Source organism: Marinobacterium marinum (assembly GCF_013868415.1).
Classification (GTDB): domain Bacteria; phylum Pseudomonadota; class Gammaproteobacteria; order Pseudomonadales; family Balneatricaceae; genus Marinobacterium; species Marinobacterium marinum.
The window spans coordinates 39,198-52,939 of sequence record NZ_JACEMT010000051.1; the positions used below are offsets into that span (position 1 = coordinate 39,198).

At 53.7% G+C, this 13,742-nt stretch carries 16 protein-coding genes and 1 pseudogene; 1 reads left to right on the forward strand and 16 read right to left on the reverse strand.

The annotated features are described in order from the left end of the window. Nucleotides 1-90 precede the first annotated feature (90 nt). Nucleotides 91-1,458 carry a tRNA uridine-5-carboxymethylaminomethyl(34) synthesis GTPase MnmE gene (gene mnmE / locus H1S06_RS11075; RefSeq protein ID WP_181740147.1) on the reverse strand — a complete coding sequence of 456 codons (1,368 nt, stop codon included), beginning with the start codon at nt 1,456-1,458 and terminating at the stop codon, nt 91-93. A 292-nt stretch (nt 1,459-1,750) separates the two neighbouring features. Here mnmE and H1S06_RS11080 point away from each other — a divergent pair. After that, nucleotides 1,751-2,056 (forward strand): annotated as a pseudogene (locus H1S06_RS11080) (transposase); the annotation flags it as partial. Nucleotides 2,057-2,229: 173 nt separating this feature from the next. Here H1S06_RS11080 and H1S06_RS11085 read toward each other — a convergent pair. The 15 genes from H1S06_RS11085 to yidC form a co-directional block, all read right to left on the reverse strand. Next, nucleotides 2,230-2,889, reverse strand: a complete 660-nt coding sequence (locus H1S06_RS11085; protein WP_181740149.1) for an imm11 family protein — start codon at nt 2,887-2,889, stop codon at nt 2,230-2,232. A gap of 30 nt (nt 2,890-2,919) precedes the next feature. After that, nucleotides 2,920-3,249: a hypothetical protein gene (locus tag H1S06_RS11090; RefSeq protein ID WP_181740151.1), complete on the reverse strand. Its 330-nt coding sequence runs from the start codon at nt 3,247-3,249 to the stop codon at nt 2,920-2,922. 9 nt (nt 3,250-3,258) lie between these two features. Further along, nucleotides 3,259-4,071 (reverse strand): polymorphic toxin-type HINT domain-containing protein, encoded by an 813-nt coding sequence (locus H1S06_RS11095; RefSeq protein WP_181740153.1) that lies wholly within the window; start codon nt 4,069-4,071, stop codon nt 3,259-3,261. Between the two features lie 36 nt (nt 4,072-4,107). Further along, nucleotides 4,108-4,263, reverse strand: coding sequence for a hypothetical protein (locus H1S06_RS11100; RefSeq protein WP_181740155.1), 156 nt, complete (start codon nt 4,261-4,263; stop codon nt 4,108-4,110). Nucleotides 4,264-4,429: 166 nt separating this feature from the next. Next, on the reverse strand, nt 4,430-5,224 hold the full coding sequence (locus tag H1S06_RS11105) for a TadE/TadG family type IV pilus assembly protein (RefSeq protein ID WP_181740157.1): 795 nt from the start codon (nt 5,222-5,224) through the stop codon (nt 4,430-4,432). Between the two features lie 79 nt (nt 5,225-5,303). Then, nucleotides 5,304-5,756 (reverse strand): hypothetical protein, encoded by a 453-nt coding sequence (locus H1S06_RS11110; protein ID WP_181740159.1) that lies wholly within the window; start codon nt 5,754-5,756, stop codon nt 5,304-5,306. Between the two features lie 51 nt (nt 5,757-5,807). Beyond that, nucleotides 5,808-7,169 (reverse strand): DUF6630 family protein, encoded by a 1,362-nt coding sequence (locus tag H1S06_RS11115; RefSeq protein ID WP_181740161.1) that lies wholly within the window; start codon nt 7,167-7,169, stop codon nt 5,808-5,810. Nucleotides 7,170-7,208: 39 nt separating this feature from the next. Then, a complete protein-coding gene (locus H1S06_RS11120) occupies nt 7,209-7,862 on the reverse strand; it encodes an imm11 family protein (protein WP_181740163.1) in 654 nt (217 codons plus the stop codon). Nucleotides 7,863-8,013: 151 nt separating this feature from the next. Continuing rightward, nucleotides 8,014-8,325, reverse strand: a complete 312-nt coding sequence (locus tag H1S06_RS11125) for a hypothetical protein (RefSeq protein WP_181740165.1) — start codon at nt 8,323-8,325, stop codon at nt 8,014-8,016. Beyond that, nucleotides 8,298-8,543 (reverse strand): hypothetical protein, encoded by a 246-nt coding sequence (locus H1S06_RS11130; protein ID WP_181740167.1) that lies wholly within the window; start codon nt 8,541-8,543, stop codon nt 8,298-8,300. Before H1S06_RS11130 ends, H1S06_RS11125 begins: the two co-directional genes overlap by 28 nt. 51 nt (nt 8,544-8,594) lie before the next feature. After that, nucleotides 8,595-9,818 carry a DUF6630 family protein gene (locus H1S06_RS11135; RefSeq protein ID WP_181740169.1) on the reverse strand — a complete coding sequence of 408 codons (1,224 nt, stop codon included), beginning with the start codon at nt 9,816-9,818 and terminating at the stop codon, nt 8,595-8,597. Between the two features lie 500 nt (nt 9,819-10,318). Beyond that, nucleotides 10,319-10,507: a hypothetical protein gene (locus H1S06_RS11140; protein ID WP_181740171.1), complete on the reverse strand. Its 189-nt coding sequence runs from the start codon at nt 10,505-10,507 to the stop codon at nt 10,319-10,321. A gap of 211 nt (nt 10,508-10,718) precedes the next feature. Further along, entirely contained in the window at nt 10,719-11,057 is a 339-nt protein-coding gene (locus H1S06_RS11145) for a hypothetical protein (protein ID WP_181740173.1), read from the reverse strand. Nucleotides 11,058-11,139: 82 nt separating this feature from the next. Beyond that, nucleotides 11,140-11,916 carry a hypothetical protein gene (locus H1S06_RS11150; protein WP_181740174.1) on the reverse strand — a complete coding sequence of 259 codons (777 nt, stop codon included), beginning with the start codon at nt 11,914-11,916 and terminating at the stop codon, nt 11,140-11,142. Nucleotides 11,917-12,061: 145 nt separating this feature from the next. Next, nucleotides 12,062-13,738, reverse strand: a complete 1,677-nt coding sequence (gene yidC / locus H1S06_RS11155; RefSeq protein ID WP_181740176.1) for a membrane protein insertase YidC — start codon at nt 13,736-13,738, stop codon at nt 12,062-12,064. Between the last annotated feature and the right edge of the window lie 4 nt (nt 13,739-13,742).

The window sequence follows — 13,742 nt, forward strand, 5'->3', positions numbered from 1 at the left end:
CAATGGGTAGCTGAGGGAGATGTCTTCGGTCGTGGAGCGGAAGAGTTGCCCCGGCAGGTCCGGTATGCCGAGGCGGGGTGTGGATAAATTTTACTTGCCGATACAGAACGAGCTGAAAATGCGTCCCAGCAGGTCATCCGATGTGAACTCGCCGGTGATTTCGCTCAGCACCTGCTGCGCCTGGCGCAGATCTTCGGCCAGCAGTTCGCCGGCACCGTGCAGCTGCAGCTGTTCGGCGCCGGTATCGAGCAGCTCGCGGGCGCGCTCCAGAGCATCGATATGGCGGCGGCGAGCCATGAAGCCCCCCTCGGTGGTACTGCTGAAGCCCATCACCTCCTTCAGATGCTGGCGCAGCTGGTCGACGCCCTCGCCGCCCTTGGCGCTCAGCCGGATCAGGGTGTACTCGCCCTGCCGTTCCAGGCCGATGGGCTCGTCGCTCAGGTCCGCCTTGTTGCGGATCAGGGTGACATGGCTGAAATCATCCAGGTGGTCGGCCAGCTCGGGCCAGAGCTCGGCCGGATCGGTGGTGGCCGAACGGGTGCTGTCCACCATCATCAGGATGCGGTCCGCCTTGCGGATCTCCTCCCAGGCGCGATCGATGCCGATCCGCTCCACCGCATCCGGCGCGTCGCGCAGGCCGGCGGTGTCGATGATATGCAGCGGCATGCCGTCGATGTGGATATGTTCGCGCAAGACATCACGGGTGGTGCCTTCGATATCGGTGACGATCGCCGTTTCGCGCCCGGCCAGGGCGTTGAGCAGGCTCGACTTGCCGGCGTTGGGACGACCGGCGATCACCACGTTCATCCCCTCGCGCAGCAGGCTGCCCTGGCGTGCCTCCTGGCGGACTTCGCCGAGCTGCTGCAGGATTCGGTCGAGGTCGTTCTGGACCTTGCCGTCGGCGAGAAAATCGATCTCCTCCTCGGGGAAGTCGATGGCCGCTTCAACATAGATGCGCAGCTGGATCAGCGCCTCGACCAGCGCATGCACCCGCTCGGAGAAGGCGCCCTGTAATGAGCGCAGCGCACAGCGGGCGGCTTGCTCGGAGGAGCTGTCGATCAGGTCGGCGATCGCCTCGGCCTGGGCCAGGTCCAGCTTGTCGTTGAGGAAGGCCCGTTCGGAGAACTCGCCGGGACGTGCCAGGCGGGCGCCGAGAGCGATGCAGCGTTGCAGCAGCAGGTCGATGATCACCGGGCCACCGTGGCCCTGCAGCTCGATCACATCCTCGCCGGTAAACGAGTGCGGATTGGGGAAATACAGCGCTATGCCCTGGTCCAGCACCTGAGCGCCCTCGCCCATAAACGGCGTGTAGTGGGCATGGCGCGGCCTGGGCGCAAAGCCCAGCAGCTGCTCGGCGATGCTCAGCGCCTGGGGACCGGACAGACGGATAATGCCGACGCCGCCGCGTCCGGGCGGTGTGGCTTGGGCGGCGATGGTGTCCTGTTGAGTGCTGAGCATGGGAATCTCCTGAACCTGAAACGCAAGTAAGCTTTGAGAGAAATCCACAAGGCCCAATTTCTTCAGCCCTTGGGGGTAATAAAGCAGTCAGAGGATCTTATGCTCGTCTCAAAGTGTGCTTACCCAATATTCTACCATTGAGTTGATACAGGCGTATCAGCGGATCAGTATGAGGACACGCGAACTCAACCCCAAAGTGCGACACTCGCCTATGCAGCCTGAAGCAGTTCCTCCTATTGCCATGCCTGGGGCTAAGGAAGCTGCGAATAAGTTCGCCGCATGGGATAATGCCAGCTTCACGACAACTTCGGCGAATGAGCACGACCTCAATCAGGCTGACTGGTATATTGCCGAACAGCCGGGACGACTAAATGCCTTGAAACAACGCCCTCGTATCAACAAAGTCGGGATTCAGACAGAATGCCTGAAGGCCAGTATCCGTGCGAAAGTTGAGCATCTGTTCTGGATCATCAAGTGTCAGTTCGGGTTTGTAAAAGTACGCTACCGTGAGCTGAAGAAGAACGATGGCAAGCTTGCCATGCTGTTCGCGCTGGCCAACGTTGTGCGGGTGGATCAGATGTTGAGAGTACAGGGTTAATCCGCCTGTACTGCCTGAAAAGGCAGGTGCGAGCGGTTAAAAAGGGTGAAAAGTGCTGAATATCTACCTCTAATGCAATGATAACGACATTTCAGAACGTGGGTCGGACTTATTCGCAGCTTCCCTAGGTCGCTTACTATCTTCTGGATAAACCACATCGATAAACTCGGGCTTCAGAACGGCCGTTTCATCTCGTTAACTGGGGTAAATTTCATCCCCGTCATGCCCGCAGACCGAATCTGTTCCACAATATCAGAGCGCAGCATGAGGGGACGATATCCGCCATTAATATGTAGATAAAACAACTTCTGTTCTGCCGGGATTTCATCAGTCTTCAGGACAAATGTATCAATCCTTCCAACAGATGCTTCCCCAGAGGTGTCGTAACATGTCTGAAATACAGACCGTTCCTCATCAAATGCCGGCAACATATCCCGAGGAGCGACAAGGAAAAACGGTTCCGGATACCGCTCCTCCTCAATGGTGACAGACGCTTCTGTGAAAAAGGCTTCAGCTTCGTTCTGCTCCAGTAACTGCTTTAATCGGGCCGACACAAAATTTCTGAGTCCCAGGGAAAAATAGTCTAGAAGCCGTCCTTCAGGCATGCTGTAAGCCCTGTTAAAACGAGCATCGTCACCTCTGTAATCTTCCAGCTCAATTACAGGAATTAGTTGAAGCTCACACTCAGGGTGATTGTAAAACCGCCGTCCTGCCAGCCCGGTCCAGACATTGGCGGGATTTCCGGGTGCTATTTTTAGAAACCATTCGCGGGTGCTCGCGGTATAGGTAATACAGTGGGTTGAGATTAGTTCGCTGATTTCGAAATATTCCATACAGAACCTTATAAGTATTTATAAAACGGTTTACTGCCATGCCTGTGGGCCACACTTATCACGTGCACATAGTAATACGCGCCCGGTTAGAAGATCAGATTCTATATCTGCCTGTATTTTCTGAATCTCTGCAACCAGTTTTTCATCGCTCCAATGCCGACCCGCGCTGTCAGCTGCTTCAAAATCAGAGTCCAGCTTATCAAGTTTAGTCTTTACGTAGTCTTGGTAGCTGTTTGAAACACAATCCCCGGTACCGCAACCTGTATGGCCACTTTTATGTATAGGCAGTACGGGGTCCCTTGTGATACCACCACCTGGTGGTGTGGCACCTACTGCTCCAGGAAGCATAATGCCGTTCATAGCAGAGTCCTAATTATAAACACCTCTATCAGCCGCCGCCTGTAATGCTGATGAATTCTTAGCATGCTTAGTAGTGATTAGATGATGGGCTGCCCAGCCTTTACCTGCATAGTGCCCGTCTGGATCTATATTTTTTCTGAGCCCCGGACCACTTCCATCCAAACTTCCCTTACAATTCGCATTATGCACCCAGGCCTTCGCCTCACCGGCGAAGTAGTTCGGCGTGTTGGCCACGCTGAAGTTGTAGACCCTGGTGGGTTCTTCAACATAGGTGTTGCCATAGGCCACCACATCGCCTTCCAGCGTGGCGATGGGATCTTCCCACTCCAGGTCCTTGGCTTCGGTCCAGCCCTTGCCCTGTACCCAGAAGGGATGCTCCGGGGTGGCGGTGAGAGTACCGAACTCGGTGTCGATGCGCTGGTAGCCGGGGGCGGTGCGGCTGAGCTCCTGAATGATCGGCTGATCTGCATCAGTAAAGCCTGAGGTGTTGCGAGACTCAACCCGGTCGCCCACGCTGAGCTGCTCGATGGGCACAGGGCCTGTGGGCGTCCAGATCAGGGTACTGGCCGGGAAACTGGCACACTTGATATCGTGCTCCAGATCGTCGGCATACCGGGCGAGGCTGTCGTTGCCGCTGAGCTTGGCCAGTTTGGTTACGACCTTGAGCGCGACGGCTGGGTTGATGTGCTGCCCCAGGATTCGACCGATGTCGTAGGGACCGCACTGCATCACGGTCTCGACATCGTCGAGTACCGATCCGATCAGCTCTTCCATGGTGCCGATGGGGTCGGTGGCGAAAGCCTTGGCGACGTCCAGCAGCACGGAGGGATCTTCAAGGATCTCCAGCAGATCTTTGACCTAGTCACCGAGGCCATCAATCAGGCCTTCGATGAAGTCACCGAGAACGTGGATGGCGACTTTGACGCCCTGAGCCAGGTTATGGAACGTTTCACCGATGCCCCTGCAATACCAGCTGTCGCACTCTTCCACCTGATACTTGGGATCGTTCCACATGGTTTGGCACTCAGGCCCTTTGGGTGTATCGGTGCCTGGCGGGTTGCTGTCTTCGTTGCCGGTATCCGAAGGAGGAGTATTGCTGTTGCCCTCGGTGTCACCGGTATCAAGATCCGAACCTGTTCCACCCTGGCCATGGCCATTGGCCCAGTCGGGGTGCGCAAAGTCAGAGCCGTTGCCGAGATGATCGGGTACATAACTGGAGGCCAGGCTGCCGTCGTAGCCTGTTTGGCCGGAAAGTCCCGTCGCTGGCCAGCTGTTCTTGTGGCCCCCCCTGTGTGCGCTCGGTGCCCTGGTCAGCAATGGAGACCATCAAGCTGTTTTCCCAGGCCTCGCTTTGCATGCGCACCAGCGTGGTGGCACTGACCGGGATCATGCCGTTGCGATACAGCTGATGCTCGAAACTGCCGGGTGCGGTCGTGCTCTGACCGATGACGCTGATCACTTGAGCGATGAACGGCATGCGCAGCTCGACGCCCCAGGTGGTCTCCACCTTGAGCAGATTGGCATCCTGGATATTCAGACCACTGCTGGCGCCGATGGCGGTACTGCGATTCTGCAGGTCGGTGTTGGGCAGTACCCGGCGGCCGTTTTCAGTGATGCCGAAATCGTCGAACACCTCTGGCGTGGGATTGAGGATACGCAGGCGGGACTGGGTGCCTAGAGTGGCGGTTAGCGCGGCCTGTGTTTGGGCGATATTGCCGGCGCGTGGTGCGTAGAACGGTAGCATGCCTTGGGCAATGCCCCGCTGAATGGCGGAGGGCTGAGCATGATTGACTGCGCCGGCCCGTGCGTCCTGAACGGCAGCATGGTCGAGAGTGGTTTTGGCCTCATAGATACGTGCCCATTCGGCTGCACCCAGCATCAGTAGGATGACAATGGGCAGAGCGATCAGCGATTCAACGGCGGCGGCCCCGCGTTGACGGAGGGGCCGGATCAGGTTCCTGAGCTGGTTAAGCATGGCATGTTCATCCGTGAACAGATCATTTTGGCGAGTTACTCCAACGGATGGCTATCCGGGGGTGCCTTCTGCACTTTGTCTAGTGGGTAGAGATTTCTTGTGCCGTTTTGAGCATCTGGAGAAAAAAGGCGCGGTTGCGCTCAAAGTTATCGGCATCGGTCACCAGCGAGAACGAAAAGTAGCCGCCGGAAATATCCGTGACGGCAATCACATAGTGCGAGTACACACTTTCACCTTCCGCCAGCCCTTCGAAGCGCTGGAAGATGACGCCCTGCTCTTCACAGCGTTCGCTCACCGGTTTCAGGTTGTCATCCACCAGTGAAAGCCGTATATCGGCAAATCGGGCTACATCCATATCCGGTTTGCGGGCATAGGCCGAAATCGTCAGGGTGACGGTCGTGTCATCGGACTGGACGATTAACAGGCCGGGGTTATCCCGGTAGCCGGATGCTTTCCAATGCTCCGGAATGCAAATTTGAAAATGATTGCCTGGGTTGGCAACCCAGCGGGTACCCACATTCTGTACGGTCATCTGTTTTCCTCTTGGTTCATAGGCCGATTACTTACAGGTCACTCCCCTGCCTTAAAACGGCTGATCATCGGCAAAAGTCTTTACCTTCAGCCCAGCCTGTTCCAGCGCTGTAATGAGTGTATCGGCGTCTTTTGTTTTGACCGCCAGTGCATAGTAGGCGTCTTCGCCGGTGAGCGGAGCGATCAGGCGATATCCGTGCGGCGCCAGCCACTGATGGAAGGTATAGAGTACCTCCCAGACTCGCTCGGGGCGGTTCAGCGTAACCGGGTCTGGTGAAAAGAACTCCTCAATGCCGAGGGTGCGCGCGATCGCCTCGCAAAAGCTCAGGGCGCTTTCATCATCCTTCCAGTCCACGTGCAGCAGGGCCAGGCGGCGGTAGGTGGTCAGCAGTTCCATCTCCCACTGCGCAGCGGAAAAGGCGCAGAGAAAGCCGCCGGCCTCAAGGGTTTCCTCTTCCCACTCTTCATTCAGCCACTCGACCAGAGCATTCCACAGACTGGCCTGCAGGCTTTTGGGCAAAGTGGTCGCCATCAGTTCGAACAGCGGCTGCCAGGGGGCAAGCAGCTCGGGCGCGGGCTTGCGTCGTGGCGAGCGTTTCGGGGGGGCCGGCAAGACGGGCTCTTGCAGTGGCTCCAGGATGACCGGCTCGCCCCGGTATTGGGCGCAGGCCTGCATCAGGTCGGTGGGGTAAAACTCATGATCGATAAAACTGCTGTCATCGATATTCAGCGCGGCAACCACGGCGGCGGCGGGGTAACACCAGAAGCCGTCCCATTCGTTTTGAAGGCGTTCAGGTACAGGGTATAGCTCCCCCAGGATTTTATTGCTCAGCAGCAGCTTTTCCCACTGATCCAGGTAGCGGGCGATCATACTGGGGCGTTTTTCCGGTGCTGCATCGAACACCGCATAGAGGTTTTTGTAGACAGGTTTGTGATTTATATCATCAGCTAATGGGCGTGTGGGGTCATATATGCTCAGGAGACGGTCGATAAAGAGATCATAGCCGGCTGACATGGCGCGGGTGTTGCGTCCGATCTCAATCCGGCTTTCACCCAGAGCATGACCAAGTGCCAGAAGCAGACCCACTTTAATCGGATTGATAATGTCCATTTTGGCCTTTTCCATCCCGCAGGCATGGATACTCTCCTCCAGAAGACGCAACCGCTCGCGGGCCTGCAGGTAAACAGGGCGCAAAGACTCAATACTGTCTCCCCGGAGATAGAGCGCTCGCAGCAGGTCCATGGAGAGAGAGCACGATTGTTGGTGGTAGAAGACGCGCAAATCTTGGCGACCATCACATTCGTCAATTTCTTGGGCTATGTACTCCGCGCTACAGTAAGTCTGCGATTTATCGGTGAGCCACTGGATACTGGCAGAGGTGTCCAGGTCAGTGAAAAATCGATTCGGTCTCATTGGGTCTCCTTGACGTAGAGTCCGGCTGATTCAATGCGGCTATATACTTCGCATTTCATCAACGGGGGTATACTTTATCCCTGTCATACCTGAATTTTTCATTTTTTCTACAATGTCTGAGCGCAGCATTAAAGGTCTGAATCCTCCGTTTAGATGCACATAAAACATCTTTTGATTTTCCGGTATCTCATCATTCAATAGTACATAGTGTTCGACTGATCCTATTTGCAACTTTCCACTAGTGTCTGTCTCAATCGTAAACAGAGAGTTTTCCTCATCAAATACCGGCAACATATCTCTGGGGCACAGCAAGTAATAGGGCTCCGGATAGGGTTCGCCTTTAATCGTCACCGCTACCTCTGTAAAGTAGGCTTCAACGGCGGCCTCTTCGAACGACGCCCTGAGGCGGGAAGACACAAAAAAAGAAGTTCCCACTTTAAACAGATCGAGCAAACGCCCCTCAGGCAGGGTATAGTGCTCATCAAACCAGGCTCCGTAACCTTTGTAGTTTTCAATCTGAATGACAGGCAGCGTTGATGCCGGCAGCAGGTTCGGGTCTTGATAAAAGCGAAGAGAAGCAAGCCTTCTCCACTCCTTTACAGACCTTTCATTTCCCAAAAACCATTCCCTTGTCGATTCGGTATAGGTGAAGTTATGCCGTGACGATATTTGCGTAATTTGTAAGTAGTCCACTTTGACTCCTCCTATTGCCATACTTGGGGTTCACAGCCAGAGCCGGCTTTGCAAAATAGAAATCAGCTATCAATTAGGCTGATCTCTATATCTCTATATCTCTATATCTCTATAACTTAAATTTTTGGATTTTTATTGTGAAATTTACTGCTTAATTATTTTTAAAATTTTCCCGATAGTTTCCTACCATCTTCTTAACTAATTCGTGTATTTGGTCTATATGCCATATATAGTCTGAATATTTTAAATGAAGCTGCACAAGTGCTTCAACAGTATCATCTACAGAATCTAATTCATCTCTTTCTATTCTTGACAAGATATTATCAAGTTCAAAAAACATTCTTTGATAATCTTCAAGATTGGCTTTCTGTTCATTTATTTCTTCTTGAGTGATTATTTTTTTCCCGCATACATCATTAAGATTTAAAATTATATTTAATGTCTTTGATAGTTCTTCATGCATAAAAGTATCCTTTCTATGGAATTCTGCGGCACTTCGCTTAGTGCTGTCGCTGTCTTTTTTGAATTTAGAGTTTCATCCAAATTCAATACATCGGACTGGACGATTAACAGGCCGGGGTTATCCTGGTAACCTGAAGCTTTCCAGTGTTCCGGTATGCAAATTTGAAAATTATTGCCCGGATTGGTAACCCCGCGAGTGCCAACAGTTTGTACACTCATGTGTTTTCCTCTTAGTCGATAAGCCGATTGCTTACAGGTCACTCCCCTGCCTTAAAAAGGCTGATCATCGGCAAAGGTTTTCACCTTCAGGCCCGCCTGTTCCAGCGCTGTAATAAGCGTGTCCGCCTCTTTTGTTTTGACCGCCAGTGCATAGTAGGCGTCCTCGCCGGTGAGTGGCGCGACCAGGCGGTATCCGTGGGGTGCCAGCCACTGATGGAAGGTGTAGAGCACCTCCCATACCCGTTCGGGGCGGTTCAGCGTAACCGGGTCTGGTGAAAAGGCATCCTCAATGCCCAGTGTGCGGGCGATCGCCTCACAAAAGCTCAGGGCGCTTTCATCATCCTTCCAGTCCACCTGCAGGAGGGTTAAGCGGCGGTAGGTGGTCAGCAGCGCCATCTCCCACTGGGCGGCGGCCAGTGCCCCGAGCAGATCTTCGGCCTCGAAGGTATCCTCTTCCCACTCTTCGTTCAGCCACTTTAGCAGTGCGTTCCACAGGCAGGCCTGCAGACTTTTGGGCAGGACCGTGACCAGCGACTCGAACAGCGGCTGCCATGGGGCGAGTAGCTCGGGTGCAGGCTTGCGCTTGGGTGAGCGTTTAGGTGGTTCCGGCAAGGTGGGCTCTTTCAGTGGCGGCAGGATCACCGGTTCGCCACGGTATTGGGCGCAGGCCTTCATCAGGTCGGTGGGGTAAAACTCGTGGTTTATAAAGCTGCTGTCGTCGATATTCAACGCTGCGACTACAGCGGCGGCAGGGTAACACCAGAAGCCTGTCCAATACGGTTGCAGATCCTCTGTTACAGGGTAGCCTTGTCCCGGTATTTTATTTTTCAGCAGTAGCTTTTCCCACTGATCTAGGTAGCGGGCGATCACGCCGGGGCGTTGTTCCGGCGGCGCATCGAATACCTCATAGAGGTTTTTGTAGACGGGTTTGTGATCGATATCATCAGCTAATGGGCGCGCGGGGTCATATACGCTCAGGAGACGGTCGATAAAGAGATCATAACCGGCTGACATGGCGCGAGTATTACGTCCGATCTCATCTCGGCTTTCACCCAGAGCATGGCCAAGTGCCAGAAGCATACCCACCTTAGTTGGGTTGATAATGTCCATTCTGGCCTTTTCCATCCCACAGGCATAAATGCTCTCCTCCAGAAGACATAAACGCTCACGGGTCTGCAGGTAGAAAGGACGCAGAGACTCGATACTGTCGCCCCGAAGATAGAGTGAGCGCAAAAGGTCTATGGAAAGGGAACATGACATTCTGTAATTAGACACGCGTATGTCTTGGCGACCATTACACTCTTCAATACTTTTTGTAATATACGCTTCACTACAATACGTCTGGGAATTCTCAATCAGCCACTGAATATAGTTCGTGGTGTCGAGGTCAGTAAAAAATTGATTGGATCTCATCGTTTATCCTTATCGTTAAAACTGATATTCGGAGCCGGCACGGTCCACTTTTACCCTTGATGTCGAGCCCGGCACATCATGGATTTCATAGAATTTTGTATTACCGGTGGCGTTGGTACCGCCGTACAGACGCACGACGGTACCACCTAGATTCCCAGAACAACCGACACACTTAGACTTAGACAGGAGAGCCAGACTGGCTGTAGGCTGACGAGCTCTCACACAAGCAACCAGGTGCCACATGGGGAGCCTTTACAGCCAGCTGACGCTATCAGAAGTATCAAGATCATCAAAAAAACAGTTTGGCCTCATTGAGATTTCCTTTTAATAGAAACTATACTCTGCACCGACTTTATCTACGGTTACACCGGCAACATATCCCGAGGAGCGATAAGGAAAAACGGCTCCGGATACTGCTCATCCTCAATGGTGACAGATGCTTCTGTGAAAAAGGCCTCAGCCTCGTTCTGTTCCAGTAACTGCTTTATCCGGGCCGGCACAAAATTTATGAGTCCCAGGGAAAAATAGTCCAGAAGTCGCCCTTCAGGCATGCTGTACGTCCTGTTAAAACGAGCATCTTCACCCTTGTAATCTTCCAGCTCAATTTACAGGGATTGGTTGAAGTTCACACTCAGGGTGATTGTAAAACCGCCGCCCTGCCAGCCCGGTCCAGACACTGGCGGGATCTCCTCCTTTCTAGAATCCGGGCTGTTTTTTATATATCAGCTCTCGTTTCATTTATTTAGATGATTTATCACTCGGTTAACCAAAACATTCAGCAGAAACCGGGCCATAGCAGATCATGGCTGTGGACACAGTGGATTCTGAGAAGATCCAATCATTCCAGTTTTCAATGAGCCAGCCTATGGTCATCACTCTTTCCGGCAGTTTTGTTGCCGGGATTATTCGGAAAGGGTTTATACCTCCCTTGCTGCCAGAAATACGCACGATTGAAATCGGGAAGTCACTATCGCCAACCCACTCACCGACCATGAAGACGGCTGTTTCATCACGCCATGAATGATCTCTTAACTTGATTAGCGAGCCTCTGCGTATGTGTTTTGAAGGAGGTTCATTGATAATATTTTTCCAGTCAAACATGCTGATTATCACTGTATTGAATCATCTAAAAAATGCTATTCGGAATGGAGCGGAGCAGTGTTTCCTATGGGGTATCATCAGCTCATTTCCAGTCGCGTTCAGGCACTTTGAACAGGGATGCGTCGACACAGGTTGTCTGTAATGAAAGCAGACGTTTGCTTTGTGCTGATCCATCCTTGTGTCGCATTTCCCAATCCAGTGGTACCGGGCGGCCATAGACTTTCAGGTTGCAGGTGGAAAGGGTTGTCCCTGTTGCCAGTGTCTGCTGCGCCATCCGGCAGCGAAAACCGGCAACACGAGATGTTTTAGCGTGGCGGGCGGAAGCTTGGGCGATAGGGATCTTGGGGTTATGGAAACGTGTGACGGCTTGGGTATGTCGGTGGCGTTGGCGTTTTTCACCGGTGCTGGAACGATAGATGTCTGTACCGGTATGCCAGTTTTCCTTTTCATAGGGAACCCATCGATAGTGGAAATCACCGCTTGCGAGCAGGCCGTCGGGAATGCGACGTTCGCCACTTTCACGCGAGTATTCGTCTCCCTTTTGGCTGAAATAGAGAGTCGCTTCCCCGCGGCCTCTGAGTTGCAGGTCTGCTCCGCTGCCGTTGGTTTGGAAGGTTGTCTCATGGCGGATGATCATTGCAACGGCTTCGACCTCGTCGGCGCTACAGGACGGGGCTGCCATTGCCGGGTTGGCGCTGGCTGTCAGAATGCTCAGCAGTACAAAGCGGTATCCGCGCTTGAGAATGCAAGGTGATGGTAAACAACGCTCGAGCGTGACGATACGCCGGACGAGTGGAATGATTTCGGTGGCGCTTGCGAGGGGCTGCATTGCCTTCGCGGGGTGGGGTGCCGTATCCATGGCTCTTTTCCTCGTTGATGCATTGGCATGATAGCGAACATGGCATTCGATTGCATGAGCCTGCGGCGAGTATCTGAGAGTTTGCCGGATGCCAAAACGCAAAAAGGCTCCCGAAGGAGCCTTTTCTGTGAGGAGGAAGCCAGCGTCAGCCTTTTGCTTCGCCTGCCTCGATCTGCTTGTTGATTACCCACTGCTGGGCGATCGACAGGATGTTGTTGACCAGCCAGTACAGTACCAGACCTGCCGGGAACCAGAGGAAGAAGAAGGTGAACAGGATCGGCAGCATCTTCATCATCTTGGCCTGCATGGGGTCAGGCGGGGTCGGGTTCAGCATCTGCTGAATGAACATGGTCACGCCCATCAGGATCGGCAGGATGAAGTATGGGTCCATCTGCGACAGGTCCTGGATGTAGCCGTAGAAGGGTGCGTGACGCAACTCGACGGATTCCATCAATACCCAGTACAGGGCAATGAATACCGGCATCTGTACCAGGATCGGCAGACAGCCACCCAGCGGATTGATTTTTTCCTTCTGGTACAGCTTCATCATTTCCTGGGACATCTTCTGGCGGTCGTCGCCATAGAGTTCCTTCAGACGGGCCATTTCGGGGCCGAACTTGCGCATTTTGGCCATGGACTTGAACGCCTTGGCATTCAGGTGGAACAGTGCGCCCTTGACCAAAATGGTGATGCCGATAATGGCCAGACCCCAGTTGCCGACGACGGAATGAATCCATTTCAACAGCATGTACAGAGGGGATGCGATCCACCACAGCCAGCCGTAATCAATGGTCAGATCCAGATTCGGTGCGATTTTTTCCAGCTGTTCTACGTCTTTTGGACCCGCATAGAAGGTAGCACTGACGGTCTGGCTTTGCCCCGGCGCGACACTGAAGTTCGGTGACATGAAGCCGACCAGGTACTGGCCGTTGACCTTGCGGGATTCGTAGGTGTATTCGGCACCCGGTGCCGGAATCCAGGCACTGAGGAAGTAGTGCTGTACCATGGCCACCCAGCCGTCGGGAGTTGTGGCCTTGAAGCGTTCCTCGTCCATATCGTCGAAATCAACTTTCTGATAGTTGTTTTCAGACGTTGAGAATACGGCGCCCAAATAAGACTGCATGCCCATGGAGGTCTGCTGTGACGGATCGGGAGAACCGTCGCGCTTGATTTGACCGAACAGCACTGAATCAAAATTTTCGGCTGTGGTGTTGTTGACGATGAAATCAACAACGACCTTGTACTCGCCCTTGGCAAATGTGAAGCGCTTGGTGATCTGAGCGCCGCTGTCGGCAGTCAGTTTCAGGTCGACAACCAGTGTGTCGCCGTCCAGCACGTATTCAGTCTGCTCACTGGTATACAGCGGCCGAGCACCTGCAGTTGCGTCCGGGCCATGGGTGCCGATCAGGCCGCTCTGAGCAACATAGGTACGGTTGCTGTTCTGTTCCAGCAATACGAACGGCTGTTCGCTGTTCAATAAGGCGTCGTGCTGTGGCAGAGCCGCCTGGATGATATCGCCGCCCCGGGGGTCGACCAGCAGGTCCAGCACATCGGTACGGATGTGGATCAGGTTGCCGCTTTCGGCTTCGGCCTGTACGCCCGCACTGCTGTCAGTAACCGGGATGTCGGCACTGGCAGTGGCATCTGTTGTGGCCTGTGGCAGTTCAGAGGTTTGAGAGTTGCCACTATTGTTGGCATAGGCTGAAACGGTAGCTGCCTGCTGCGGTTGCTGGGCAGGACCATAATCGTCATTCCACTGCAGCACCATCAGGTATGAAACCAGTGCCAAAGCGGCGATCAGTATGACTCGCTGTACATCCATGGTG

Excerpts from the sequence above, each read along its gene's own strand:
- H1S06_RS11090 (WP_181740151.1), bottom strand. The coding sequence starts at position 3,249 with ATGAACGGCATTATGCTTCCTGGAGCAGTAGGTGCCACACCACCAGGT.
- H1S06_RS11115 (WP_181740161.1), bottom strand. The coding sequence starts at position 7,169 with ATGAGACCGAATCGATTTTTCACTGACCTGGACACCTCTGCCAGTATC.
- H1S06_RS11150 (WP_181740174.1), bottom strand. The coding sequence starts at position 11,916 with ATGGATACGGCACCCCACCCCGCGAAGGCAATGCAGCCCCTCGCAAGC.
- mnmE (WP_181740147.1), bottom strand. The coding sequence starts at position 1,458 with ATGCTCAGCACTCAACAGGACACCATCGCCGCCCAAGCCACACCGCCC.
- H1S06_RS11100 (WP_181740155.1), bottom strand. The coding sequence starts at position 4,263 with ATGTGGAACGATCCCAAGTATCAGGTGGAAGAGTGCGACAGCTGGTAT.
- H1S06_RS11125 (WP_181740165.1), bottom strand. The coding sequence starts at position 8,325 with ATGCATGAAGAACTATCAAAGACATTAAATATAATTTTAAATCTTAAT.
- yidC (WP_181740176.1), bottom strand. The coding sequence starts at position 13,738 with ATGGATGTACAGCGAGTCATACTGATCGCCGCTTTGGCACTGGTTTCA.
- H1S06_RS11140 (WP_181740171.1), bottom strand. The coding sequence starts at position 10,507 with ATGCCTGAAGGGCGACTTCTGGACTATTTTTCCCTGGGACTCATAAAT.
- H1S06_RS11145 (WP_181740173.1), bottom strand. The coding sequence starts at position 11,057 with ATGTTTGACTGGAAAAATATTATCAATGAACCTCCTTCAAAACACATA.
- H1S06_RS11130 (WP_181740167.1), bottom strand. The coding sequence starts at position 8,543 with ATGAGTGTACAAACTGTTGGCACTCGCGGGGTTACCAATCCGGGCAAT.
- H1S06_RS11110 (WP_181740159.1), bottom strand. The coding sequence starts at position 5,756 with ATGACCGTACAGAATGTGGGTACCCGCTGGGTTGCCAACCCAGGCAAT.
- H1S06_RS11105 (WP_181740157.1), bottom strand. The coding sequence starts at position 5,224 with ATGCTTAACCAGCTCAGGAACCTGATCCGGCCCCTCCGTCAACGCGGG.
- H1S06_RS11085 (WP_181740149.1), bottom strand. The coding sequence starts at position 2,889 with ATGGAATATTTCGAAATCAGCGAACTAATCTCAACCCACTGTATTACC.